Origin of the sequence: Spirillospora sp. CA-142024 (assembly GCF_050942325.1) — a bacterium.
Lineage (GTDB): Bacteria > Actinomycetota > Actinomycetes > Streptosporangiales > Streptosporangiaceae > Spirillospora.
Genome location: NZ_CP192077.1, coordinates 7,961,578 through 7,986,180 on the forward strand (window position 1 = coordinate 7,961,578; position 24,603 = coordinate 7,986,180).

Consider the following 24,603-nt stretch of genomic DNA (forward strand, 5'->3'; position numbering starts at 1 on the left):
TCGGCTGTGCCGCCTCCCGGTCGGCGGGGGTGCCGCCGGCGCCGGTCTGACGGGGTACCGCCGCGGCGTCGCGAGCCTCGGGATTCTCGCTCACCAGAGTCGCGGCGTGGAGGAGACGCCGCTTCCCCCCTTCACTATTCAGCGATCTGGAACTACCGGAGGGCCGTTCCCCCACGGGTCGTCCTCGGGAACCTACGGGGTCCGGGGACGAACCCGGGGGATTTCGGACCGGGTGTCACCCGGTCAACCGCCGCGCGCCCCGGGTGGTTCCCGGGACGCGCCGCGTCCGTGGATCGGCTGATGCGCCTTTTCAGATCATGACATGGTTCGGACGGTGACGTGAGGCGAGAACCGCATCACTCTTCGACAAGCCTGATGACTCCGTAGTCCCAGCCTCTTCTCCGATATACGACCGAAGGGTGCCCGGTGGCCTTGTCCCGGTACAGGAAAAAGTCGTGACCCACGAGTTCCATCTCGAAGAGCGCCTGCTCGATGCCCATCGGCTCGGCCTTGTGGAACTTCTCGCGGACGACGAGGGGGCCGTCGCCGTCCATGGGGATGGGGACGAAGTTCTCATCCGGCGAGACCGTCACGGCCGCCTCGGCCTCGGCCTCGGCTCGGCGCGCTGTCTTCGCCGCGGTCTCGGGGGGTGTGGGAGGGAGCGCCTCGGGGAGCGGTTCCATCGTCGCGAGCTTCGCGCGGCCCTTGCCGCCGTGGTTCTTGACGCCGTGGCCCTTGCGCCGCTCGGAGTCGCGGCGGAGCCGTGACTCCAGCTTGTCCAGCGCGAGGTCGAGGGCGCCGTAGCGGTCGTCGGCGGCGGCCTCGGCCCGGATCACCGGGCCGCGGGAGCGAATCGTGAGCTCCACCCTTTCGCGCTGGTCGGCCAGCCGTGGGTTACGTTCCTCGGACACCTCCACATCCACGCGGATGACCTTCTGGTTGAGCCGTTCGATCCTGGCCAGTTTGTTGTCGACATGCCGACGGAACCTGTCGTTGACCTCGGTGTGCCGGCCCCTCACGGTGATGTTCACGTGGGACCCCCCTTCTCCCGGTTGCGTTTCTCACCCGTCCGGGACCCCTGACGGTCCCGGACGGGCACCACAGGACGGTGGGTCGCACCCGCCCGGCCGACCTGGTCTTCGTCCCCACATCCGCCTGCTGAGGGGCTCGCGGCGCTCTCGCCACTACTGCCCTTCTCCCGGTTCGGGGGATGTCGGATCCCCCGCCGGGGCAGGACTTACCTCTAAGGCGCACCGTGATCGGTCGACGAGAAGTCGCCTTACGTGGGCCGTTTCGCCTGCGCCTGGCATCGGCTAGCCGGATCGTCTGCCATGCCCCTGACGGGCACTGCGATCCAACGCAACCACGGACCCGGGCGGGTGCCATGTCAGGAACGCTAACCCCTTACGCCACGAATGTCAGGGGGGTGGGGCGAGGAAATACTCACTGACCGTCATCGATGACTGCCGTACCGGGTTCCCCGGCCCCCTCGCCGACGCCCCTCACAAGCCGTGAGACCCCCGGTGCACGACGCTCACGCCCTCCATGCCGACGCAGGTCAGCTGGGAATGACCTGCCAGTGAGTTTGGGAAATCTCTACCCCTCCATGAAGCGATGTGACTCGATTAACTCCAAACATCCACCCAACACCCGACAAGCCGGACACCCTCCGACTACACATCGTCACTGACTACCGCCCCACGCGCCAAACGTGAAGAAAGTCACCATTCGCCCGGAGTTACCAGGGTCTGTGGCGTGGGGTGGCGGCTATGGTCGCCGCTCCGGCGACGTCGGCGCCTGCCGCACGGAGGGCCCGCGCCGCCTCGGCGAGGGAGGCGCCCGTCGTCACCACGTCGTCCACCAGCACGACCTGGCGCCCGGCGACCTCCGCGCGCGCTTCGATCGCCCCGCTCAGGTTGGCGGCACGCTGCGAAGCCGAGAGGCCGGCCTGGTCCGCGACCCGGCCGCGCTGCCGCAGGGCGCCCACCGCCGTCACGGGCAGGCCGTCCGCCCGCAGGCGGCGCACCGCGGCCTCGGCCGTCCCGCGGAGCGCGTCATGCCCGCGCCGCCGCACCGCCCGGCGCGCGGAGGGCACCCAGACCACGAGAGGATCGGAGGCGGGATCCCGGCTCCGCACCCCGGTCCCTCGCCCGTATGGCGCGCAGGGCTCCCGTGAGCGTGGCGCGGACGCCCCGGTGGCCCGTTCTCCCGAGAGCCCGCACGCAGCCCGATCAGCGGCGGGCGGGCCCGGCCCGGACGCGGTGAGGGCGGCCCGGACGGCGGTGGCCAGGGCCTCTCCGAGAGGCACGGCGAGCGCGGTGCGCCCCCGCTCCTTGTAGGCGGCCAGGACGGTGCGAAGAGGCCCCTCATAGGAGGCGACCGTCCACGGAGGGGGCAGCCCGGCCGGCGCGGTCCCGGCGGGACGCGCAGCCGCCCGCAGAGGTCTCGCGCACGTCTCGCACAGCAGGACGGGTACCTGCGCGCAGCCGGCGCAGCGTTCGGGCAGGAGAAGCTCGATCAGATCGGCGAGAACGTTCATGCCACGGACGATGCCGCGCCCGCCCCGCCCACGTCCCCCGCTCCCGGAACTGTGGATAACCCGGCGGCAGACGCGATCAGCCGGGGTAGGAGGGGTCCTTGGCGGGGGTGGGGCAGATCCAGGGGCTGTAGGAGTTGCTGGGGGCCCGCTGCCGGCAGACCTGGTCCTTGCCGGACGAGCGGGTGCCGATGAGGATCGGCGCGCCCGGGGCGGCGGCGATCGTGCGGGGTTCGCCGAGGGAGCCGACCCCCAGGGACGTGATGGCGCTGCCGCTGATCGGCATCAGGAACGGGAGGGTCTGCGAGTCGCGTTTGGCGCGGCCGAGGACGGCGAGGGTGCCGTAGTCGCGCCAGGCGAGGTCGACGGCGTCCTGGAGCTCGGAGCTCACGGGCAGGAACGAGCCGACGTCCAGGGAGCCGTCGGGGGCGTGCGCGATGCGGCCCAGCTGGACCTGCGGGCGGCCGTCCACGCGCGCTATGACGGCCGCGCGGACGCCGTCGCGGGCCACGCGGAAGGCGAGCACCTCGCGGCCGCCCAGGCCCCAGTGGGCGGCGCGGACGGGCGGCTTGTTACGCTCCCGCACCCACAGCCAGGATTCGTCCTTCTTGCTCTCGACGACCCACAGGGTGCCGTCGCGGCTCCAGGACGGGGCGGTGAAGCGGGCCCCCTTGTGCGCGGTGAGCACGAGGTGGGCGGCCGGCTGCCCGGTGACGGGCGAGGCGAGCAGGACTTGGCCGCCGTCGGCGCTCAGGCCGGCGAACTCCTGGTTGTCGGGGGACACGGCCGGACGCGTGAGGCGGCCGGCGGCGCCGGTCACGACGGGCTGGGCGCGGTCGCCCTCCAGCATCCCGAGGAAGCCGGACGGGCCGACGACGTAGGCGTTCTGGTGCGTGCCGTCGGCGGGTGTCCGGCCGTCGGGCGAGTTGCCCTCCCAGGCGTTCACCGGCTGGGCGGAGTCCATGCCGTCGGGGGCGACGCTCTCGCCGTCGATCTGCAGCCGCCACGTCTTGATCTCCGACAGCTGCCGCATCGTCCACGCGAGCTGCGCCGACATCTGCTCGACGTCGCCGCCGCGGGCCTGCTCGGTGAGGTCGACGGTCGCGACGTCCTTGTCGATCTGCACGCTGCGGCGCAGCCGCGTGCCCTCCGGGAACGCCGTCCGCACGGCCCCGGTGAGCCACGAGGTGGGCCCGGCCAGCAGCGCCTGGACGAGCTGGGTCGGCAGCGTCTGGCGGTTCACGACCGGCAGGAAGATGCCGTTCGGGACGAGGGTGCTCCGGTCGGGCGCGAAGAAGTACAGGTTGACCGTGCGCATGGCGCGCTCGACGTCGTCCTTGGTGAGCAGCAGGCCGGCCTTGTCGTCGCCGGGCAGCCCGGTGATGCGCCAGACGCCCTGCTGCGTCCTGGTGAGCTGGAACGTGGCGTCGAGCGCCTTCGGGGAGGCGGTGTACTGGCCGTCGGCGGTGATCGTGCCGAGTTCCTCCCCGGTGACCCGGACGGTCGCCTGGTTCGCGGCGGACTTGATCACGTGCGGGTCGGTGATGCGGCTCCCCAGGACGGTCACGAACGGCCGCAGCCCGGGGTTCCAGGACGGCTGCCCGCTGAGGTACATCTTCGCGACCTTGTGGCCGTCGTCGAAGCTCGCGGACGCGGCGAGGAACCCGGAGACGATCTGTGCCGGCCCCCACTCGGGGCGCGGCTTGACCGGGATCAGCCGGACGTAGGGGTCGTCGACGCGTTCGGCGCGTTCGGCGGGCCTGCCGGAGACGACCTGCCCGCCGCTCGGCACGTTGGCGCATCCGGCGCCGCCCAGGGCGAGCACGGCGACCACCAGGAGGCTCGTGATCCGCCGGGTCCCCGCGCACGCCGTCATTCGCCGGCCTCCAGCTCCGCGAACAGCGGGCGCGCGTCACCGGCCCCTGGCGGGACGAGCGGCAGCGGCGAGCCGCGGAGTTCGGCCCCCGCCACGCGCGGCAGCGACAGGCGGAACTGGGAGCCCGCGCCGGGCTCCCCCCAGGCCTGCAGCCAGCCGCCGTGCAGCTGCGCGTCCTCCCTGGAGATCGACAGGCCGAGCCCCGTGCCGCCGGTGGTGCGGGCGCGGGCGGGGTCGGCGCGCCAGAAGCGGTCGAAGACCATCTGCCCCTCACCCGGTTTGAGCCCGACGCCGTGGTCGCGGACGGCGACGGCGACGGCGTCGCGGTCGGCGCCGACGGAGACGACGATGTCCTCGCCCTCGCCGTGCTCGACGGCGTTGACGAGGAGGTTGCGCAGGATGCGCTCGACACGGCGGCGGTCGACCTCGGCCATGCACGGCTCGCCCGGCAGCTGCAGGACGACCTTGCTGCCCTTGCGCTCGGCCAGCCCCTGGATGTCGCCGACGACGCGCAGGACGAGGTCGCGCATGTCGAGGGACTCGGGGTCCAGCGTCGCGGCGCCCGCGTCGTGCCGGCTGATCTCCAGCAGGTCGGCGAGGAGGGACTCGAATCGCTCCAGCTGGCTCTGCAGGAGCTCCGCGGAGCGTCCGACGGCGGGGTCGTCGAAGGTGTCGCGGTTCTCGTACAGCATGTCCGCGGCGATCCTGATGGTGGTCAGCGGCGTGCGGAGCTCGTGGGAGACGTCCGAGACGAACTGGCGCTGCACCTGGGACAGGTCCTCCAGCTCGCCGATCTTCTCCTGCAGGTTCGCGGCCATGTCGTTGAAGGACCGGGCGAGACGCGCGAGGTCGTCCTCACCGCGGACCCTCATGCGCTCTTCCAGGCGCCCCGCGGCGAGTCTCTGCGCGCCCTGGGCGGCCAGCCGCACCGGTATGACCACCTGCCGCGTCACCAGCGAGGCGATCGCGGCCAACAGCAGCACCAGCACGACGCCCACTCCGGCCAGGGAGCGGCTGACGTTGGTCAGGGTCTGCTGTTCCTGCGTGAGCGGGAACAGGTAGTACAGCTCGAACTGGCCGGTCTTGCCGCCGACGATGAGGCCGCGTTCGTCCTGCTGGCTCCCGACATAGGAGAGCTTGCCGTAGGTGTAGGCGCGGGAACCGGCGGGCGCGTTCTTCAGCTCCTCACGGAGCCGCTTCGGGACGCTCTCCTGGCGGAGTTCGTTGGTCGTGTATCCGTCGAAGTACTGCTCGTTGGTGTCGCGGATGTAGACCTCGTAGAGCCCGGACGGCCCGCTGCGCGACTTCAGCCGGTCGATCGTCTCGTTCAGCCTGCTGCCGTCCCCCGTGGAGTTGCCCAGGTCACGCTGCACCTGGGCAAGGCCGTCGTCCAGTTGCAGACGCGCCGCCTTGACCTTCCCGTCCATGAGGGCGGACGACACCTGCTGCATGAGGAACGCGCCCAGGATCGCTACGACGATCGCCGAGATGAACAGCGTGGACGTGACGACGCGGACCTGGATCGACCGGCGCCAGCGCAGGTAGCCGGCGCGCGCGGCGCTCCGCAGGACGCGCCGCACGGTCCCCAGCCCGCGCCGGGCGAGTCGCTTCGCCCTCCTCATGTCGGCCTTCACACGGTCAGGCAGGTCCGGCCTTGTAGCCGACACCGCGCACGGTGACGACGATCTCGGGTCGTTCCGGGTCCTTCTCGATCTTGGCGCGGAGCCGCTGGACGTGCACGTTCACCAGCCGGGTGTCGGCGGCGTGCCGGTAGCCCCAGACCTGCTCCAGCAGCACCTCGCGGGTGAACACCTGGCGGGGCTTGCGGGCGAGGGCGACGAGCAGGTCGAACTCCAGCGGCGTCAGCGGGATGTGCCGGTCGCCGCGCTTGACCGAGTGGCCGGCGACGTCGATGGTGATGTCGCCGATCTGCAGGGTCTCGGGGGCGGGCTCGTCGGTGCGGCGCAGCCGGGCGCGCACCCGTGCCACCAGTTCCTTGGGCTTGAACGGCTTGACGATGTAGTCGTCGGCGCCGGACTCCAGACCGAGGACGACGTCCACGGTGTCGCTCTTGGCCGTCAGCATGACGATCGGAACACCGGACTCGGCGCGGATCTGGCGGCACACGTCGATGCCGTCGGCCCCCGGCAGCATCAGGTCGAGCAGCACGAGGTCGGGCCGGGTCTCCCGGAACGCCTCGAGCGCCTTGTCGCCGTCGTGGACGAACGAGGGCTCGAAGCCCTCGCCCCTCAGCACGATGCCGAGCATCTCGGCGAGCGCGAGATCGTCGTCGACGACCAGTACACGTCCTCTCATGGCCCTCATCGTCACAAAGTCGGGGTTCGGTGGAGTGGGGCGCGATGCTCCGGCGCCACCTCGCCAGGGAGAGATATGCCTTGGCGTGCAAGGTTACCCGCGTTTGCGGCGTACATGGCTCTCCCGCATCGGGTGGGCGGCTCGGAATTGTCGCGCGACTCCCGAAACCGGCGCAAGGTTCACACTGCGCCCGTGACAGGATGACCTGACCGGCGGTCGCGACGGGCCCCTGCCAAGGCCCGGTCGGACGCGCCGCAGACCCCGCCACAGATCGCAGGGAGACGGGATGCCGGGACCGGACGGCTGGGACGACGACGCCGACGCCACCGATGCGGTGGCGGGGGTCCCGTTCCGTCCCATGTCCATCTCGGAGATGCTGGACGGCGCGATCGCCGGGATCCGGCGCCGGCCCCGCACGACGCTGGGCCTGTCGGTGGCCGTCAGCACGGTGATCCAGGTGACGAGCTCGATCGCCGCCTACTTCTTCATCGGCGACGAGGCCCGCGACGAGGTCACCCCCGACGTGCTGCTGGACTCGCTGGGCGCGCAGCTCACGCTGACGCTGCTGGGCCTGGTCCTGTCGGCGTTCGGGATCCTGCTGCTGGCCGGGCTGGTGGCCCCGATCCTCGGCCGTGAGCTGGTGGGCCTGCCGATCGCGCCGAGGCAGGCGTGGCGGGACGCCCGGCCGAGACTCGGCCGGCTGGCCGGCACCGCCGCGACCGTCATCGGCGTCTCGCTGGGCGCGCTCGCGCTGCCGCTCGCGCCGTTCTTCGCCTCGATCGGCGCCGGGGCGCACCCGGCGGTCGGAGTTCTGGCCGGGATATTCGGTTTTCCCATCGGCATCGGGCTGATGGTCTGGCTTTACCTTTTGTTCGTGCACGCCGTGCCCGTGGTCGTCCTGGAACGGCAGACGGTCGGCGGTGCGCTGCGCCGGGCGGTGACCCTTTCCAAGGGCCGCTGGTTCCGCACTTTCGGAACGCTTTCACTGGCCATGCTCGTCACCGTGCTCATGGGCTTCGTCGTGCTGCGGATACCGTTCCTGTTCGCGCAGCTGGTCTTCTTCGACGACTCCTCCGGGAGCGGGCCGACGATGGGCGCGCTCGCGGTGGACACCGTCGGCCGGATCGTCAGCTGGTCCGTGGTGATGCCGTTCGACGCGGGGGTGATCGCACTGCTCTACATGGACCGGCGGATGCGCCGCGAAGGCTTCGACCTGGACCTGCGCACCAGGGGACGTTCGGCCGCGGCCGTCGCGGCGGCCGAAGGCGACGAGGACGCGGGCTTCATCGGCCTGTGGCGGTCCGGCCGCGTGCCGGCCCGCCCGGGGACGGGGGCGGGTTCGTGATCCTCGATCCGATCGGCCGCGACGAGGCCCGCGAGATGGCCCGCCGGGAACTGGACAAGCAGGTCTACCAGCGCGACAGGCCGTCCTGGCTGGAGCGCGCCTGGGACGACTTCACCGAATGGCTGCACCAGCTGTTCGGCAAGGCGCCCGCCCCCGAGTCGCAGGGCAGCGGCGGCGGCTGGACGTCCATCGTCGTCATCGTCGTCATCGTCCTGATAGCCGTCGCGCTGGTCGTGTGGCTGATGTGGGGGCGCCGCAACCCGCGTTCCCGCAAGGATCCGCTGCTGGAGGACACGCCGTCCACGGCGCTCGGCCACCGGGAGGCGGCGGAGCGGCACGCGGAGGCGGGCGAGTGGGCCGAGGCCATCCGGGAGCGGCTCCGCGCGATAGCCCGTGACCTGGAGGAACGGGCGGTCCTTTCGGCGCGTCCCGGGCGGACGGCGGACGAGCTCGCGGCCGAGGCGGGCGAAGCCGTGCCCGAGCTGGCCGAGGAGCTGACCGCGGGCGTGCGGATCTTCGACGACGTCTGGTACGGCGACCGTCCCGGCACGGCCGAGGGATACGCGCGGATGAAGGAACTGGACGAGCGGCTGCGCGCGGCGCGTCCGAAGCCGCTGGAGTCCGACGACCTCACCCTGGCCGCGGCCGGCGACGAAGGGGGGCCGCGATGGTGACGGCATCCCCGCCGCGGGGCGGGCAGGCCGCCCCGGAGGCGACCGCCCGGCAGGTGGCGGGGCGCCGCTGGCGGTCGGCGCGCGGCGTGGTCGCGGCGATCCTCGCGATGATCGTGGTCGCGGTGGCCCTGGCCGCCCTGCGCCCCTCCACGTCGGCCGGGGCGCTCGATCCGGAGTCGCCGAAGCAGGACGGCGGCCGGGCGCTGGCCGAGATCCTCCGGCAGCACGGCACGCAGGTGACGGTCGCCAGGAACACGGACGCGGCCCTCGCCGCGGCGGCACCGGGCACGGTCATGATGGTGACCCGCACCGAGCGGCTCACCGAGGAGGAGCTGGCCCGGCTGAGCAGCACGCAGGCCGGCGTGGTGCTCGTCCGGCCGACTTCGTTCGCGCTGGACGCGTTCGCCCCGCAGGTGCGCCGCCAGGGCCCGACGTACGAGGAGACCGACGAGCCGGGCTGCACCCTCCAGGCCGCGACGCTCGCCGGGAGGGTCGACTTCCACGAGTCGGAGACCTACGAGACCTCGGGCCCCGGGACGGACTGCTACCAGACCGAGTACGGCGCCGCCAGGCTCCTCCAGATCCCGAACGGCACGGCCACCGTGACCGTGCTGGGGTCCACGGCCCCGCTGACCAACCGGCGCCTCGCCGAGGAGGGCAACGCCGCGCTCGCCATGAACCTGGCCGGCGCCGGCTCGTCGATGGTCTGGCTCGTCCCGGATGTGCACGAGTCGGGCTCGGGCGCCGGGCAGCGGTCGCTCGGCGACCTGCTGCCGTTCGGCGTCAAGCTGCTCATCCTCGAACTGCTGGTCGCGGTTCTGCTGGTGGCCCTGTGGCGGGCCCGCCGGCTCGGCCCGGTGGTGGCGGAGGCGCTGCCCGTCATCGTCCGGTCCGCCGAGACCGTCGAGGGGCGCGCCCGCCTCTACCGTGCCGCGCACGCCCGCGACCGGGCCTCGGACGCGCTGCGCTCCGGGGCCCGCGAGCGGCTCGTCCCGCTCCTCGGGCTCCCCCGCAGCAGCGCGCAGGACCCCTCGGCCGCGCGGGAGATCGTCACGGCGGTCGCACGCCGCACGATGTACGACGAGACGTACGTCGGAGCGGCCCTGTACGGTCCTCAACCCTTGGACGACGCCGGGCTGATCGCCCTTACGGACGTCCTCGACGACCTGGAAAGGCAGGTACGCGAGTCTTGAACCACCCTGTAGAGCTCGGGAAGGACGACGTGCCCGACGGGAGCACCGGCCAGGGCGTCATGTCCGAGGACATCCGGCGGCAGTCCGAGACGGCCCGCGCGGCTCTGACGGCCCTGCGCGGTGAGGTCGCCAAGACGGTCGTCGGCCAGGACTCGGTGGTGACCGGTCTGGTCATCGCGTTGCTCTGCCGCGGCCACGTGCTGCTGGAGGGCGTCCCCGGTACCGCTAAGACGCTGCTCATCAAGACGCTGTCACGGGCCCTCGACCTGGATTTCAAGCGCGTCCAGTTCACACCCGACCTGATGCCCGGTGACGTGACCGGTTCGCTTGTCTACGACAACAGGACGGTGGAGTTCGAGTTCCGCGAGGGGCCGGTCTTCACCAATCTCCTGCTGGCCGACGAGATCAACCGGACGCCCCCCAAGACGCAGGCCTCCCTCCTGGAGGCCATGGAAGAGCGTCAGGTCTCGGTGGAGGGCGCCGCGCGCCCCCTGCCTGATCCGTTCGTCGTGTGCGCGACCCAGAACCCGATCGAGTACGAGGGCACCTACGCTCTGCCTGAGGCCCAGCTCGACCGGTTCCTGGTCAAGCTGACCGTGCCCGTCCCCACGCGGGACGAAGAGATCTCCATGCTCCAGCGGCACGCGGCCGGTTTCGACCCGCGCGACCTGTCCGAGGTGAAGGCGGTCGCGGGCGCCGACGAGCTGGCCGCCGGACGGGCCGCGGTCAGGGCCGTCCACCTCGACCCCAAGGTCGCCGCCTATGTCGTCGACCTGTGCAGGGCGACGCGGCAGTCCCCCTCGCTTCAGCTCGGTGTGTCACCGCGTGGTGCGACGGCGCTGCTGGCCACGTCCCGCGCCTGGGCGTGGCTGTCGGGCCGCGACTACGTCACGCCGGACGACGTGAAGGCCCTCGCCAGGCCGACGCTGCGGCACCGCGTCCAGCTGCGTCCCGAGGCGGAGCTGGAGGGCGCGACCGCCGACGGCGTGCTGGAGGGCATCCTCGCCCACGTCCCCGCCCCGCGCTGATGGCGCTGACCGGACGCCTGGGGCTGCTGGCCCTGCTCGGCGCGATCGTCCCGCTGTTCGCGCCGAGCTGGTGGACGCTGTTCGCGGTGTGGGGCGTCCTGCTGCTCGGCGTCGTCGCCGACCTGGCCCTGGCCGGGAACGTGCGGGCGCTGCGCTTCCACCGTTCCGGCGACACCAACGTGCGGCTCGGTGAGACGGCCGACGTGTCGCTGATCGTGGAGAACCTCGGGCGGCGGCGCCTCAAGGCCCGCCTGCGGGACGTGTGGCCGCCCAGCGCGGGCGCCGCGCCCCGCATGGTCAAGGTGAACGTGCCCGCCGGCGAACGGCGTCGCGTCGAGATGAAGCTGACCCCCACCCGCCGGGGCGACCGGAACGCCGTCACCGTCGTCGTCCGCTCCGTCGGACCGCTCGGGCTGGCCGCGCGGCAGCTCTCGCGTCAGGCGCCCTGGACGGTCCGCGCCCTGCCCGCGTTCCCTTCGCGCCGCCATCTCCCGGCCAGGCTGGCACGGCTGCGCGAGCTGACGGGCGCGCACGTGGCGCTGATCCGCGGGCAGGGCACCGAGTTCGACTCCCTGCGCGAGTACGTGGACGGCGACGACGTCCGGTCCATCGACTGGCGGGCCACGGCGCGGCGCAACGACGTCGTCGTCCGGACGTGGCGTCCCGAGCGCGACCGGCGGATCTACCTGGTGCTCGACACCGGCCGCACGTCCGCCGGCCGCGTCGGCGACATCCCCCGGCTCGACTGCTCGATGGACGCGGCGCTGCTGCTCGGCGCCCTGGCGTCACGCGCCGGCGACCGCGTCGACCTGCTCGCCTACGACCGGCGTGTCCGCGCCCGCGTCGAGGGCGCGTCCCGGACGGACCTGCTGACCGCGATGGTGCACGCCCTCGCGCCGCTGGAGCCCGAACTGCTCGAATGCGACGCCGCCGGAATGGTGTCGACGCTGATGGCGCGCGTCCGGCAGCGCTGCCTGGTCGTACTGCTCACCGAGCTGAACACGGCCGCGATCGAGGAGGGACTGCTGCCGCTGCTGCCGCAGCTCACCGCCCGCCACCTCGTCATGATCGCCGCCGTGTCGGACCCGCGGGTCGGCGAGATGGCGGAGGGCCGCGGCGACCTCGCGGCCGTGTACGACGCGGCAGCCGCCGAGCGCGCGCGGGCCGAACGCCGCCGCCTCACCGCCGAACTACGCGGCCACGGCGTAGAGGTGGTAGACGCCCCACCAGACGAGATAGCCCCAGCCCTAGCCGACGCCTATCTAGCCCTAAAGGCGGCCGGTCGGCTGTGAGAACCTCAACCAGAGATGGGAGCTAGGTCGGGGTGGAGGTCGGCGTCGCCGGTCTCGCCGCGGCGGACGGCGCGGCGGCCGAGGACGATCACGTAGCCGAGGAACGCGACCTCGGCGACGACGCCGATCGCGATGCGCAGCCATGTGGTGTGCACCCAGCCGGTCACGAAGCCCTCGATGAGGCCGGAGACGAGCAGGACCCCGACGAGCCCGATGGCGATGCTGACGGCCGCGCGTCCCTCCTCGGCGAGCGCCTGGCCGCGGCGGCGGCGTCCCGGGTCGATGATCGTCCAGCCGAGTTTGAGGCCGGCGGCGCACGCGAGGTAGACGGCGGTGAGCTCCAGCAGGCCGTGCGGGAGGATCAGGCCGAAGAACACGTCGCCCTTGCCGTAGGCGAACATCAGGCCGCCGCTCAACCCGAGGTTGACCTGGTTCAGCAGCAGGACGTACACGGTCGGGATGCCGAGCAGGATCCCGAAGATCAGCGCGGTCGCGGACACCCAGGCGTTGTTGACCCACACCTGGAAGGCGAACGACGACGCCGAGTGCTCGGTGTAGTAGTTCGCGAAGTCGTGCTCGACGAGTTCGCGGATCTCCTCCGGCGTACCGACGCTCGCCTGCACCTCCGGGCTGTGCACGACCCAGATCGCCAGGGCAAGCGCCAGCAGGTTGCCGAGCACGGCGTTGCCGATCCACCACCACCGCATCCGGTACGCGGCCGCCGGGAACGACACGGTCGCGAAGCGGGTGACGTCCCGCCAGAGGGGCGCCTGGGCCCCGGCCACGGCGGCCCTGCCGCGCGCCACGAGCGACGACAGGCGTCCCACGAGCTGCGGGTCGGGCGAACTGGACCGGACGACCGACAGGTGCGTCGCGGCCCGCTGGTACAGCTCGACCAGTTCGTCGGCTTCCGCTCCGGTCAGCCTGCGGCCGCGGTTGATGAGCCGTTCCAGGCGCTGCCATTCGGCGTTGTGCTCGGCCACGTAGGCGTCGACGTCCACCCGGGGAGACTAACGCCTCGGCCCATGGAACCGGCAAAATAGGCCATCCGCCCGCATTGGAGGAACAGGACATGGCCGATCTCGTCACCGGCGAGGCCGTCGCACTCGACATCCGGGTCGCGCGGCTGGCCAGCCGTGGCTGCGCCATCCTGCTCGACCTGCTCTGCCAGGTGATCCTGCTGATGGTCCTCGTCTACGTCACGGCGATGACCTCGCTCGTGGCGGACGACGCGTGGACGACCGGGCTGACGCTGATCGCCTTCGTCGCCGCCGTCGTCGGCTACCCGTGCCTGTGGGAGACGCTGACGCGGGGGCGGACGCCGGGCAAGATGGCCCTCGGCCTGCGCGTCGTCGGCGACGACGGCGGGCCGGTCCGGTTCCGGCAGGCCCTGGTGCGGGCGCTGGCCGGGTTCATCGAGTTCTGGACGTTCTACGGCTCCCCCGCGCTGATCACGTCCCTCTGCAACCGGCGCGGGAAGCGGCTCGGCGACGTGTTCGCCGGCACGATCGTCATCCAGGAACGCGTCCCCGTGTCGGTGCTGTACGGTCCGGTCGCCGTGATGCCGCCGCAGCTCGCCTGGTGGGCCCGGACGCTGGAGCTGTCGCTGGTGTCGGACGAGCTGGCGATGACGGCCCGGCAGTACCTGTCGCGGTTCTGGGAGCTGCTGCCGGAGGTCCGCGACTCGCTGGGGCACAGGATCGCGTCGCAGGTCGTCGCGGTGGTGAGCCCGCCCCCGCCGCCCGGGGTGCGGCCCGAGATCCTGCTGTCGGCCGTCCTGGCCGAGCGCCGCCACCGGGAGGAGCGGCGGCTCGCCGAACGCCGGGCCCGCCGCATGCGGCGTTTCGGGCTGCCCGCATGGGGCGCCGCCCCGGCGCCCGTCCCCGCGATGGCGATGGCCGGGCCCGCGCCGGCCGGCCCGCCGCGGCCGGGGCCGCCGGCTCCGCCGCCGTTCAGCACCCCCGGGCCCGGTCAGCCGCAGTTCCTGCCGCCGTCCGACTATGGGGCGGGGCCGTACCAGAACGTCCTGAACGCGCCCCGGCCGCCCGGCCCGTACCCGCCGCAAGGGCCGCCCTACTAGGCCAGCAGGTTCGGCGGGGACTCCAGGTCGGTGAGCTCGATCCCGGGCGCGGCGAGCACGACGTCACCGGCCAGATGCACCGTCTCGACCTCGCCCGTGGACAGGTCGGTGACCTCGTACTGCGCTACGGGCAGCGGCTCGGTCTCGGTCTCGTAGGCGGACGTCCCGGCCAGACGCCAGCGCCACGTGGCCGTCAGGGTGGACAGGGACGTCCCGCTCAACCGGACGAGGCGCACGTCCTCCTGAGCGTTCTCGGTCAGTCCGAGAGAGTGGGCGACGGCGACGAGGAATCCCGGCGAGTCGGAGACGAAACCGGACGCCCGTTCGCCGTACTCGCTCCCTGTCTCACCGGCCGCCCGGACCCAGGCCAGTTCGGGACCGGTGACCCCGCCCCGCAGCCACCACGTGGGGGTGACCACCTCCACGCGGATCTGGCGCCAGCGGGCGTCCACGACCAGGTCCACCCGGACACCATCGGAACGCCCGGACGTGTAGCGCCATCCGCTGGGCCCTGGCGCGCACTGGAAACGCTCCTCAAGGCCCTCTTCCAGGTGCAGGTACGTGCCGGCCGGCATCAGGATCCGATGCGCCAGGAGTGCAGGTAGTCCTCCTGGTCCGGGGTCAGCAGGTCGATGGAGACGGCCATCGAGGCCAGCTTGAGGCGGGCCACCTCGGTGTCGATCTCCTTGGGCACCTCGTGAACCGCCGGTGACAGGTTCGCGTGCGACTGCGCCAGCCACGCGCACGTGAGCGCCTGGTCGGCGAACGACATGTCCATCACGGCCGCGGGATGCCCCTCCGCGGCGGCCAGATTGACGAGACGGCCCTCGGCGAGCAGGACGAGGCGCCGGCCATCCGCCAGCACGTACTCGTCCGTCTGCGGCCGAATCCCGCGATGCACCTCGACCGCCATCTCGCTGAGCGCCCGCACGTCGATCTCGACGTCGAAATGCCCGGAGTTCGCGAGGATGGCGCCGTCCTTCATCGACGCGAGGTGGTCGCCGTTCACGACGTCACGATTCCCCGTGACGGTGATGAACACGTCGCCCTCCGCGGCGGCGTCGGCCATCGGCTGGACGGCGAAGCCCTGCAGCGCCGCGTCCAGCGCCTTGACGGGGTCGATCTCGGTGACGACCACACGCGCGCCCAGGCCGCGGGCCCGCTCGGCCAGGCCGCGCCCGCAGTACCCGAACCCCGCGATCACCACGGTCTTGCCGGCCAGCAGCGTGTTGGTCGCGCGGATGATCCCGTCCAGCGTCGACTGGCCGGTCCCGTACCGGTTGTCGAACATGTGCTTCGTGTCGGTGTCGTTCACCGCGACCATGGGGAACTTCAGCGCGCCCTCACGGGCCATCTGGTGCAGCCGGATGACGCCCGTCGTCGTCTGCTCGCACCCCGCCTTGACCGTGCCGAGCAGATCCGTGCGGTCGATGTGGAGCGTGTTGACGAGATCGCACCCGTCGTCCAGCACGAGATCGGGCCCGCTCTCCAACGCCTGGTGGATGTGCGCGTAGTAGCCCTCGCGATCGGTACCGGCCCGCGCGAAGACCTGCGCCCCGTACTCCTCCACCAGCGCCGCGGCGGTGTCGTCCTGCGTGGACAACGGATTGGACGCCGCCAGCGCCACTTCCGCACCGCCCGCGTGAAGGGTGCGGATGAGCCCCGCGGTCTCGGTCGTGACATGCATGCACGCCGCGACCTTCAGCCCGTCCAGGGGACGCTCGGCGGCGAACCGCTCCCGGATCTGCCGCAGCACGGGCATGCTCCGGTCGGCCCACTCGATCCGCTTGACGCCCTCATACGCCAACGACCGATCCGCGATATCGCTCATCAACACCCTCAAGAAAGCGGCTGCCGGGCGGCTCGAAAACCCGCCCGGCAGCCATCCTGCCCCAGTTGCGACTCAGTACCGGTAGTGGTCCGGCTTGTAGGGGCCTTCGACGTGGACGCCGATGTAGGAGGCCTGCTCCTTGGTGAGCTCGGTGAGCTTGACGCCGAGGGCGTCGAGGTGGAGGCGGGCGACCTTCTCGTCCAGGTGCTTGGGAAGGACGTAGACGCCGATCGGGTACTCGTCGGTCTTGGTGAACAGCTCGATCTGCGCGATGACCTGGTTGGTGAAGGAGTTGGACATCACGAACGACGGGTGGCCGGTGGCGCAGCCGAGGTTCATCAGGCGGCCCTCGGCGAGCACGATGATGGAGTGGCCGTCGGCGAAGCGCCACTCGTGCACCTGCGGCTTGATCTCGATCTTCTCGATGCCGGAGATCTTGGCGAGGCCGGCCATGTCGATCTCGTTGTCGAAGTGCCCGATGTTGGACACGATCGCCTGGTGCTTCATCCGGCTCATGTGGCCGGCCGTGATGATGTTGAAGTTGCCGGTGGTCGTCACGAAGATGTCGGCCTTGTCGACGACGTCGTCCAGGGTGGTGACCTGGAAGCCGTCCATCGCCGCCTGCAGCGCGCAGATCGGGTCGATCTCGGTGACGATGACGCGGGCGCCCTGGCCACGGAGCGCGTCGGCGCAGCCCTTGCCGACGTCGCCGTAGCCGCAGACGACGGCGACCTTGCCGCCGATCAGGACGTCGGTGGCGCGGTTGAGGCCGTCGATGACGGAGTGGCGGCAGCCGTACTTGTTGTCGAACTTCGACTTGGTGACGGAGTCGTTGACGTTGATCGCCGGGAACGCGAGGGTGCCGGCCTTCGCCATCTCGTAGAGGCGGTGGACGCCGGTCGTGGTCTCCTCTGTGACGCCCTTGATCGCGGCGGCGGCGTCGGTCCAGCGGCCGGGCTTCTCGGCGATGGTGCGGCGGAGGGTGTCGAGGATGATGCCCCACTCCTCGGGGTCCTCCTCGGTGGCGGCCGGGACCGCGCCCGCCTTCTCGTACTCGGCGCCCTTGTGGACGAGGAGCGTCGCGTCGCCGCCGTCGTCCAGGATCATGTTCGGCCCGGTGCCGTCCGGCCACTGCAGCGCCTGGTCCGTGCACCACCAGTACTCTTCGAGCGTCTCGCCCTTCCAGGCGAACACGGGGACGCCCTGCGGCTTCTCCTGCGTGCCGTCCTTGCCGACGACGACCGCGGCGGCGGCGTGGTCCTGGGTGGAGAAGATGTTGCAGGAGACCCAGCGGACGTCGGCGCCGAGCTCGACCAGCGTCTCGATCAGCACGGCCGTCTGGATCGTCATGTGCAGCGAGCCCATGATCTTGGCGCCGCGCAGCGGCTTGGCGGCGGCGTACTCCTCGCGCACCGCCATCAGGCCCGGCATCTCGTGCTCGGCGAGCCGGATCTCCCGGCGCCCGAAGTCGGCCAGCGACAGGTCGGCGACCTTGTAGTCCATGCTTTCGTTGCTCCCTTGGTCATGTGCGCGCTGTCGTACGCGAGGGCTTGACGCGTGTGCGAGGCGGCGTCAACGGTCGCGAGTCTACGGGCGGCGGGGACCGGGAGGCACGACCGGGGGCGACTTTCTGACACGAATTTGTCAGAATTGCTCCCATGCGCATCACGGAGGCCGCCCGCCGGCTCGGCACCTCGCCCCGCATGCTCCGCTACCGCGAGGCCCTCGGGCTGCTGCCCGTCACCCGGGACGCGGCCCTCACCCGGGGCGGCGGCGGCCACCGCCGGTTCGGGGACGCCGAACTACGCGCCGTCGCGCTCGCCCTCGCGCTGGAGAAGCGGTACGACATCGGCCCGGCAGAGCTGGCGTTCGGGCTGCGCGTCCTGGCCGAGCCGCAGGTGCAGGCGCACGTCCGCGAGCTCGGCGAACGCATCGGCCGGCTGTCCGCGCCGCCGGCCCGCGCGCTCGACTTCGAGAAGGAGAAGGCGATGCGCCTGCTGCGCCGCCGGTGACCGCCGCGGTCAGCCGGCGGCGTTCTCGCCGGGGACGACCACGCCGGACTCGTAGGCGAGCATCACCGCCTGGGCCCGGTCGCGGAGGCCGAGCTTGGTGAAGACGCGGGCCACGTGGGTCTTGACGGTGTGCTCGCTGACCACGAGCCGCTGCGCGATCTCGCCGTTGGACAGCCCGCCCGCGATCAGCACGAGGACCTCGGTCTCCCGGGCGGTCAGCGTCGACAGCTCCGACGGCGCCTGCGGGCGGTTGCGCCGCTGCTTGGTGAACTCGCGGATGAGCCGCCCGGTGACCTGCGGCGCCAGCAGCGAGTCGCCGCGCGCCACCACCCGGACGGCGGAGACGAGCTCGTCCGCGGTCGCGTCCTTCAGCAGGAAGCCGCTCGCGCCGACCGCGAGCGCATCGTAGACGTACTCGTCCACGTCGAACGTCGTCAGCACCAGCACCCGGACGCTCTCGGCGCCGGGGAGGGCGAGGATGCGGCGGGTGGCCTCGATGCCGTCCATGCCCGGCATCCGGATGTCCATGACGACGACGTCGGGACGGGAGCGCTCGGCGATCCGGACGGCCTCGCGGCCGTCGCCGGCCTCGCCGATGACGGTGATGTCGTCCTGGGCGGCGAGCAGGGCGGCGAACCCGGCCCGCACGATCGTCTGGTCGTCGACGATCAGCACGTTGATCACCGCGACCGCCTCGGAAGCGCGGGTGCGGCGGGGTCAGGAGCGGCCGGGCGGCGCCTGCGAACCGTGTCCACGGATGGTGTTCCCCTCCCTTGTCAGCGGAAGCTCGGCCTCCACCAGGAACCCGCCCTCGGTGGCCGGGCCGGCGGAGAACCGCCCGCCCAGCATGGTCGCACGTTCCCGCATCCCCACGAGCCCGTGTCCACCACCGGACTCGGGCGTCTCCAGGCGGGTGCGTCCGGCGTCCACGGAGGTCGGGCCCGCGGGGTCCAGTACCGCTGTACGGGAGCCGGGATTCTCCCGGTTCAGGATCTGGGTGGCCGCGGTCGCGCCGTCGTCCCGGACGCGGACCGCCAGCCGGTCCGGCAGGAAGGTCAGGTCGACGCGGACGCCGGCGCCCGGCGCGTGCCGCCGCGCGTTCGTCAGCGCCTCCTGGACGATCCGGTAGGCCGACAGCTCGACCGTCGTCGACAGGGAGCGCGGGTCGCCGTGCACGGCGAGGTCCACGTGCCCGCCGGCGCCGCGGTGCTGCTCGATCAGGTCGGGCAGCCGGTCGAGCCGCGGCTGCGGGGAGTTCGCCGCCTCCGGCTCGGGTTTGGCGTCGGCGCGCAGCACGCTGAGCAGCCGGCGCATCTCCACCAGCGCCTCGCGGGCCGTCTTGGCGATCTCGGTGTACCCGGCGCGGGCCTCGGGCGACAGGTTCTCCATCGTGTACGGGGCCGTCTCCGCCTGCACGGCGATCATGGAGACGGAGTGCGCGACGACGTCGTGCAGCTCGCGGGCGATGCGGGCGCGTTCCCGCATGACCGCCTGCTCCCGCTGGACGGCGGTGAGCCGGGTGAGGGTCTCGTTGGTGCGCTCGGCGGCGGCCGCCTCCGTCCGCCCGGCGGACTCCACCACGCGCCGCGCGTCGCCGAGCCCGATGGCGGCGAGGACGGCGACGATCGGCGCGGGCCACGGGATGTCGTCGAGCGTCCCGGTGGCGAGGTAGACGACCGCGATCGTGGCGACGCTGCCGACCGCGAGGACGCCGGTGGACTGGCGCGGCAGCCGCCGTCCCAGCGCGTACAGCGTGTAGAGCGCCGCGAAGCTGGTGGTGACGAGGAGGATCTGCCCGGTGAGCAGGCTCGCCGCGACCGCGCTGAGCACGACGGCGGCGACCGGGCGCAGGTTCTCCCGCCGCCACACGAGCGGGAGCGTCGCCGCGACCGCGAAGCCGCTCGCGAGGCTGACGGGCGAGTCGGCCTGCGGCGCCAGCTCCGCCAGCGCGGCGATCGCCAGCGCGAGCCCGGTCAGCGGGGCGAAGTACCAGGAGCCGACGACCTCCCGCCAGGTGTTGATCCAGCGGGGCAGCGGCGCCGTCTGCCCGGCCGCGGCCCCGGGGTGGCCGGGGCGGCGTCCCGGCCCGCCGTTCAGCCGCGCGCCGAGCTTGACCGCCAGCGGGCGCAGGAGGGTGCCGATGCCGGTGAGGAGCCACAGCAGCAGCTGCCCCACGCCCGCTACGATCCGGCCGGACAACCGCCACGCATGATGCGCGACGGCTGGGCCGAACCCCGCGGGGTCGGGTCCGGTCCGGGCCTTGTCATCGGTGCTCACCCCTCAATACTGACCGTTGAGGCGGGCGATCACCTCACCGCGCGGATGTATGCGGACGACCGGGATCCACCTGGAGTACCACCCGCTTTCCCTCCTTGAGGGGGACGTGCGGGAGAGCGCGGCGATCGTAGTGTTCTAACCGTGACCGCGACGGTGGCCGTCGCCGACGTAGGGGGTTCGGCGGGGTCGCCGCGGTCACACCAGAACCGCCCGGTTTCAGGGGTCCGGGCGGGGAGGCATGGGAAGCACCTCGCCGGACGGCCGCGGTTCGCCTCCTCGGAGGCACTCGCCGGACTCGCCTGGGCTGGGGTTGGCCGGCATGGCGGCGGCCGTCCGGCGAGGGGTCCCATGTCCCTCCGGACGCCGGATTCCCGGCGCCCGGAGGACTCGGTCAGGACGACGCGGGGGTCCCCGAAGTCGGCTCCGCGTCCTCCGCCTTCTTGAGGGAGACCTCGTCCAGCGCCGGCTCCAGGTAGATGAGCTTCGCCACGGGGAACTGCGCCCTGATCTTCGCTTCGGCCGCGTCGATGCCGCGGGCCACGTCCGCCGCCGTGTCGTCGTGGTGGACGGCGATCTTCGCCGCGATGAGGAGAGCGTCCGGGCCGATGTACTCGGTGCGGATGTGGATGAGGTGGTCGACCTTGTCCACCGACTCCAGCGCCTCGATGATCTGCTTCTCGGTGTCGGGGTCGACGCCCTCGCCGATCAGCAGGCTCTTGGTCTCGATCGCCAGGATCGTCGCGACCGCGCCGAGCAGCAGCCCGATCGCCACGGTGCCGACGCCGTCCCAGACGCCGTCGCCGGTGGCCACGGCCATCGAGACGCCGAACAGGGCGAGGAACAGGCCGACCAGGGCGGCGAGGTCCTCCAGCAGCACCACCGGCAGCTCCGGCGCCTTCGCGCGGCGGATGAACGCCCACCAGGACTGCTCGCCGCGGATCTCGTTCGACTCCTTGATCGCGGTGCGGAACGAGAACGTCTCCAGGCCGATCGCGACGATCAGCACACCGAACGCCCAGACCGGGGACTTGACCTCCTCCGGGTGGGTGATCTTGTGGTAGCCCTCGTACAGCGAGAACGCCGCGCCGACGGTGAACAGGACGACCGCGACGACGAACGCGTAGAAGTAGCGTTCGCGGCCGTAGCCGAACGGGTGCTCCGGCGTCCGGTCGCGTTCGGACCGCTTGCGGCCGAGGAGCAGCAGCCCCTGGTTCCCGGAGTCGGCGACCGAGTGGATCGACTCCGCCAGCATCGACGACGAACCGGTGAACGCGAACGCGACGGCCTTCGACGCCGCGATCCCGAGGTTGGCGGCCAACGCGGCGACGATGGCCTTCGTTCCACCCTCAGCACTCATCTACGCAATCCTCGCTTTGAGCTCTTCGATGGCAGGCACGGGCGTCGGGTCCACGCCCAGCGCGATAGCCAAGTAAACCGTGACATAGTCCGCCAACGCGATCAGAGAGGCGATTCTCTCCAGCGGATGGTCGCCCTCCGCCCGGATCTCGCTGACCGCCACGCCCCGGTCCCGGGCCGCGTCGGCGGACGCATCGCACCGCTTGCGCACCTGCGGATGCTCCTCCATGTCCCGCATCATGACGAGGTGGAGGCCGTGCTCCGGCTCGTCGACCCGGTCGCGGAAGAAGTCATCGGGGTCGGCGGGGGAAGCGGCCCGTGCGAAGGAGCCGTCGAACGCCATCAGCTGGTTGTGGTCCGCCTCGGGGACCTCGCCGAAGACGGCCGGGTACTTGGCGTTCTCGTTCAGCTGGCAGCACAACCGGTAGGCCGCCGTGCTCGCCACGGCCGACGAGCCCCACACCAGCGGCACGTCGCCCGCCAGGTCGAGCGCGATGCGCTTGGCGGGGTTGACGAACGGTTCGCTCGACGGGCGGCAGCGGTGCGCGACGTCCTCCAGCAGCGCGGCCGTGGACTCCAGCACCGCGTCGGAGACGTCCGCCAGCCGCAATTCGCGCGCGGCGAGGATCAGGGGGATCGTCAGCCCCCACAGGGTCGAGCGCGGCTGCCCCGCCGACCGCACGGGGACGAACATGCCGCGGCTCCTGCCGGCCAGGTCCGCGAGCGGCGAGCCCGCCCCGCCGACGGCCAGGAGCCGGCAGCCGCGCCGGGCCGCCTCCGCGGCGACCTCAAGGGTCTCCTCGGTGGTCCCCGAGCACGACACCGCGATGACCAGGTCGGCCGCGCCCACCCAGCCGGGCAGCCGGTATCCGCGCACGGTCGAGATCGGGACGGCGCAGCCCTCGCCGCACACCGCGGCGAGCACGTCACCGGAGATGCCGGAACCGCCCATCCCGGCGATCACGATCGCCCGCGGCCTGCCGTCCTCGGCCAGCCCCGCTATGCCGGCCTCCGCGGCCGCGCGCCGGGCCTCCCGGACCTGAGCCGCCGACGAGGCGACCTGCCGCAGCATCCCGCCGGGATCCGCCGCCTCGGCCGCCTCCGCGTCCTCCAGCCGCGAGGGGTCGAGGGAGGTGCTCACGGGGCGGGGGTCCTGGCCTCGTCGACGAGGAGAACGGGGATGTCGTCGCGGACCGGGTAGGCGTAGCCGCAGGAGCCGGTGCACACCAGCTCGCCGGCCCGCTCGTCGGCCCGGAGCCCGCCGCCGCAGTTCGGGCAGGCGAGGATCTCCAGCAGCCAGGAGTCCAGCTTCATCGTCATGGCAGCGTCACATCTCCCTTGCAGTCACTTTTCCTGACCGGTCACTTCTGCCTGACCAGGGCCAGGACCTCGTCGCGGATCGCCGCCATGGTGCCCTCGTCGCCGGCCTCGGCGTTGAGGCGCAGCAGCGGTTCGGTGTTGGACGGCCGCAGGTTGAACCACCATCCGGCGGCCTCGTCGCCCACGGTCAGCCCGTCGAGTTCGTCGATCGCGACTCCGGGCCGCCCGGCGAAGGCCTCGCGCACCTTCGCGGCGGCCGCGTCCTGGTCGGCGACCTCGCTGTTGATCTCGCCGGACGCCGCGTAGCGGGTGTACTCGCCGAGCAGCTCCGACAGGGGCCGCTTCTGCTCCCCCAGGGCGGCGAGGACGTGCAGCGCGGCCAGCATGCCGGAGTCGGCGAACCAGAAGTCGCGGAAGTAGAAGTGGGCCGAGTGCTCGCCGCCGAACACCGCGCCCGTCTCCGCCATCGTCTGCTTGATGAACGAGTGCCCGACCCGGGTGCGCACCGGCGTCCCGCCGTGCTCGGCGACGATCTCCGGGACGGCCTTGGAGGTGATCAGGTTGTGCACGATCGAGGAGCCGGGGTGCTTGGCCAGCTCCCGCGTCGCGACCAGCGCCGTGATCGCGGACGGCGCGACGATCTCCCCGCGCTCGTCCACCACGAAGCAGCGGTCGGCGTCGCCGTCGAAGGCGAGCCCGATGTCGGCGCCGGTCTCGCGGACCTCGGCCTGCAGGTCGCGCAGGTTCTCCGGCTCGATGGGGTTGGCCTCGTGGTTGGGGAAGGTGCCGTCCAGCTCGAAGTACAGCGGCACCAGGTCGATCGGCAGGCCTTCGAAGACCGAGGGGACGGTGTGCCCGCCCATGCCGTTGCCCGCGTCCACGACGACCTTGAGCGGCCGGATCGACGACAGGTCGACGAGCGTCTTCAGGTGGTCGGCGTACCCCTTGAGGAGGTCCCGCCTCGTCACCGTGCCCGGCTCGCCGTCGTGGCCGGGCACACCGTTCTCGATCATCTCGCGGATCTCGGTGAGGCCGGTGTCGCGGCCGACCGGGCGGGCGCCGGAGCGGCACAGCTTCAGCCCGTTGTACTTGGCCGGGTTGTGGCTGGCGGTGAACATCGCGCCGGGGATGCCGAGGCTGCCGCTGGCGTAGTAGAGCAGGTCGGTGGAGCCGAGCCCGGCCTCGATCACGTCCGCGCCCTGGGACGTCGCGCCGCGCGCGAACGCCTCGGACAGCGGGACGGACGATTCGCGCATGTCGTGCGCGGTGACGATCGCGCTCGCCCCGGTCACCCGGACGAACGCCGCGCCGGCCGCCTCGGCGGTCGCGGGGTCGAGCTCGTCCGGCACGACGCCGCGGATGTCGTACGCCTTGAAGATCTTGGCGAGGTCGCCCACTCCTGCTCCCTGTCCGAAGAACCGTGCGCGGAAAACGGCAGGTTCACGAGCCTACCGGGAAGGGCGGGCG

At 72.1% G+C, this 24,603-nt stretch carries 22 protein-coding genes; 7 read left to right on the forward strand and 15 right to left on the reverse strand.

All coding sequences use genetic code 11. The features are described from left to right. Nucleotides 1–356: 356 nt before the first annotated feature. The 5 genes from hpf to mtrA form a co-directional block, all read right to left on the reverse strand. On the reverse strand, nt 357–1,031 hold the full coding sequence (gene hpf, locus ACQPZP_RS37635) for a ribosome hibernation-promoting factor, HPF/YfiA family (RefSeq protein ID WP_433474428.1): 675 nt from the start codon (nt 1,029–1,031) through the stop codon (nt 357–359). Nucleotides 1,032–1,738: 707 nt separating this feature from the next. Next, nucleotides 1,739–2,539 (reverse strand): ComF family protein, encoded by an 801-nt coding sequence (locus ACQPZP_RS37640; protein ID WP_433474429.1) that lies wholly within the window; start codon nt 2,537–2,539, stop codon nt 1,739–1,741. A gap of 76 nt (nt 2,540–2,615) precedes the next feature. Next, nucleotides 2,616–4,412: an LpqB family beta-propeller domain-containing protein gene (locus ACQPZP_RS37645; RefSeq protein WP_433474430.1), complete on the reverse strand. Its 1,797-nt coding sequence runs from the start codon at nt 4,410–4,412 to the stop codon at nt 2,616–2,618. After that, entirely contained in the window at nt 4,409–6,034 is a 1,626-nt protein-coding gene (gene mtrB, locus ACQPZP_RS37650) for an MtrAB system histidine kinase MtrB (protein WP_433474431.1), read from the reverse strand. The genes ACQPZP_RS37645 and mtrB overlap by 4 nt, the downstream gene beginning before the upstream one ends. Before the next feature lie 16 nt (nt 6,035–6,050). Next, on the reverse strand, nt 6,051–6,728 hold the full coding sequence (gene mtrA / locus ACQPZP_RS37655) for an MtrAB system response regulator MtrA (protein WP_021598338.1): 678 nt from the start codon (nt 6,726–6,728) through the stop codon (nt 6,051–6,053). Nucleotides 6,729–7,014: 286 nt separating this feature from the next. On the opposite strand from mtrA, the gene ACQPZP_RS37660 reads away from it, so the two are divergent. From ACQPZP_RS37660 to ACQPZP_RS37680, 5 genes are read left to right on the forward strand one after another with little or no spacing between them, the layout of a single operon-like run. Beyond that, nucleotides 7,015–8,073, forward strand: coding sequence for a hypothetical protein (locus ACQPZP_RS37660; RefSeq protein WP_433474432.1), 1,059 nt, complete (start codon nt 7,015–7,017; stop codon nt 8,071–8,073). After that, nucleotides 8,070–8,747 (forward strand): DUF4129 domain-containing protein, encoded by a 678-nt coding sequence (locus ACQPZP_RS37665; RefSeq protein ID WP_433474433.1) that lies wholly within the window; start codon nt 8,070–8,072, stop codon nt 8,745–8,747. The genes ACQPZP_RS37660 and ACQPZP_RS37665 overlap by 4 nt, the downstream gene beginning before the upstream one ends. Then, the gene (locus tag ACQPZP_RS37670; RefSeq protein ID WP_433474434.1) at nt 8,741–9,940 is read left to right on the forward strand and encodes a DUF4350 domain-containing protein; all 1,200 of its coding nucleotides are present in this window, start codon (nt 8,741–8,743) and stop codon (nt 9,938–9,940) included. Before ACQPZP_RS37665 ends, ACQPZP_RS37670 begins: the two co-directional genes overlap by 7 nt. A gap of 59 nt (nt 9,941–9,999) precedes the next feature. Further along, the gene (locus ACQPZP_RS37675) at nt 10,000–10,968 is read left to right on the forward strand and encodes an AAA family ATPase (RefSeq protein ID WP_433479737.1); all 969 of its coding nucleotides are present in this window, start codon (nt 10,000–10,002) and stop codon (nt 10,966–10,968) included. Beyond that, nucleotides 10,968–12,260 carry a DUF58 domain-containing protein gene (locus tag ACQPZP_RS37680; protein ID WP_433474435.1) on the forward strand — a complete coding sequence of 431 codons (1,293 nt, stop codon included), beginning with the start codon at nt 10,968–10,970 and terminating at the stop codon, nt 12,258–12,260. Before ACQPZP_RS37675 ends, ACQPZP_RS37680 begins: the two co-directional genes overlap by 1 nt. Before the next feature lie 5 nt (nt 12,261–12,265). Here the strand turns inward: ACQPZP_RS37680 and ACQPZP_RS37685 are convergent, their stop codons facing one another. Continuing rightward, nucleotides 12,266–13,261: a stage II sporulation protein M gene (locus ACQPZP_RS37685; protein ID WP_433474436.1), complete on the reverse strand. Its 996-nt coding sequence runs from the start codon at nt 13,259–13,261 to the stop codon at nt 12,266–12,268. Nucleotides 13,262–13,332: 71 nt separating this feature from the next. On the opposite strand from ACQPZP_RS37685, the gene ACQPZP_RS37690 reads away from it, so the two are divergent. Beyond that, nucleotides 13,333–14,340 (forward strand): RDD family protein, encoded by a 1,008-nt coding sequence (locus ACQPZP_RS37690; RefSeq protein ID WP_433474437.1) that lies wholly within the window; start codon nt 13,333–13,335, stop codon nt 14,338–14,340. Here ACQPZP_RS37690 and ACQPZP_RS37695 read toward each other — a convergent pair. The 3 genes from ACQPZP_RS37695 to ahcY (ACQPZP_RS37705) form a co-directional block, all read right to left on the reverse strand. Beyond that, nucleotides 14,337–14,915, reverse strand: coding sequence for a hypothetical protein (locus ACQPZP_RS37695; RefSeq protein ID WP_433474438.1), 579 nt, complete (start codon nt 14,913–14,915; stop codon nt 14,337–14,339). The genes ACQPZP_RS37690 and ACQPZP_RS37695 overlap by 4 nt on opposite strands. Beyond that, nucleotides 14,915–16,171 carry an adenosylhomocysteinase gene (gene ahcY / locus ACQPZP_RS37700; protein ID WP_433474439.1) on the reverse strand — a complete coding sequence of 419 codons (1,257 nt, stop codon included), beginning with the start codon at nt 16,169–16,171 and terminating at the stop codon, nt 14,915–14,917. Before ahcY (ACQPZP_RS37700) ends, ACQPZP_RS37695 begins: the two co-directional genes overlap by 1 nt. A gap of 72 nt (nt 16,172–16,243) precedes the next feature. Beyond that, the gene (gene ahcY, locus ACQPZP_RS37705) at nt 16,244–17,674 is read right to left on the reverse strand and encodes an adenosylhomocysteinase (RefSeq protein ID WP_433474440.1); all 1,431 of its coding nucleotides are present in this window, start codon (nt 17,672–17,674) and stop codon (nt 16,244–16,246) included. A gap of 155 nt (nt 17,675–17,829) precedes the next feature. Between ahcY (ACQPZP_RS37705) and ACQPZP_RS37710 the strand changes: the two genes are divergently transcribed. After that, nucleotides 17,830–18,183, forward strand: a complete 354-nt coding sequence (locus ACQPZP_RS37710) for a MerR family transcriptional regulator (protein WP_433464440.1) — start codon at nt 17,830–17,832, stop codon at nt 18,181–18,183. Nucleotides 18,184–18,192: 9 nt separating this feature from the next. On the opposite strand, the gene ACQPZP_RS37715 is transcribed toward ACQPZP_RS37710, so the two are convergent. The 6 genes from ACQPZP_RS37715 to ACQPZP_RS37740 form a co-directional block, all read right to left on the reverse strand. Then, nucleotides 18,193–18,867 carry a response regulator gene (locus tag ACQPZP_RS37715; RefSeq protein WP_433474441.1) on the reverse strand — a complete coding sequence of 225 codons (675 nt, stop codon included), beginning with the start codon at nt 18,865–18,867 and terminating at the stop codon, nt 18,193–18,195. Nucleotides 18,868–18,900: 33 nt separating this feature from the next. Next, complete coding sequence (locus ACQPZP_RS37720) at nt 18,901–20,460, reverse strand: sensor histidine kinase (RefSeq protein ID WP_433474442.1); 1,560 nt, start codon at nt 20,458–20,460, stop codon at nt 18,901–18,903. A 391-nt stretch (nt 20,461–20,851) separates the two neighbouring features. Continuing rightward, the gene (locus ACQPZP_RS37725) at nt 20,852–21,817 is read right to left on the reverse strand and encodes a cation diffusion facilitator family transporter (RefSeq protein ID WP_433474443.1); all 966 of its coding nucleotides are present in this window, start codon (nt 21,815–21,817) and stop codon (nt 20,852–20,854) included. Beyond that, on the reverse strand, nt 21,818–22,957 hold the full coding sequence (locus tag ACQPZP_RS37730) for a bifunctional phosphoglucose/phosphomannose isomerase (RefSeq protein WP_433474444.1): 1,140 nt from the start codon (nt 22,955–22,957) through the stop codon (nt 21,818–21,820). Next, nucleotides 22,954–23,136 carry a Trm112 family protein gene (locus ACQPZP_RS37735; protein WP_433474445.1) on the reverse strand — a complete coding sequence of 61 codons (183 nt, stop codon included), beginning with the start codon at nt 23,134–23,136 and terminating at the stop codon, nt 22,954–22,956. Before ACQPZP_RS37735 ends, ACQPZP_RS37730 begins: the two co-directional genes overlap by 4 nt. A 41-nt stretch (nt 23,137–23,177) precedes the next feature. Beyond that, nucleotides 23,178–24,533: a phosphomannomutase/phosphoglucomutase gene (locus tag ACQPZP_RS37740; RefSeq protein WP_433474446.1), complete on the reverse strand. Its 1,356-nt coding sequence runs from the start codon at nt 24,531–24,533 to the stop codon at nt 23,178–23,180. Between the last annotated feature and the right edge of the window lie 70 nt (nt 24,534–24,603).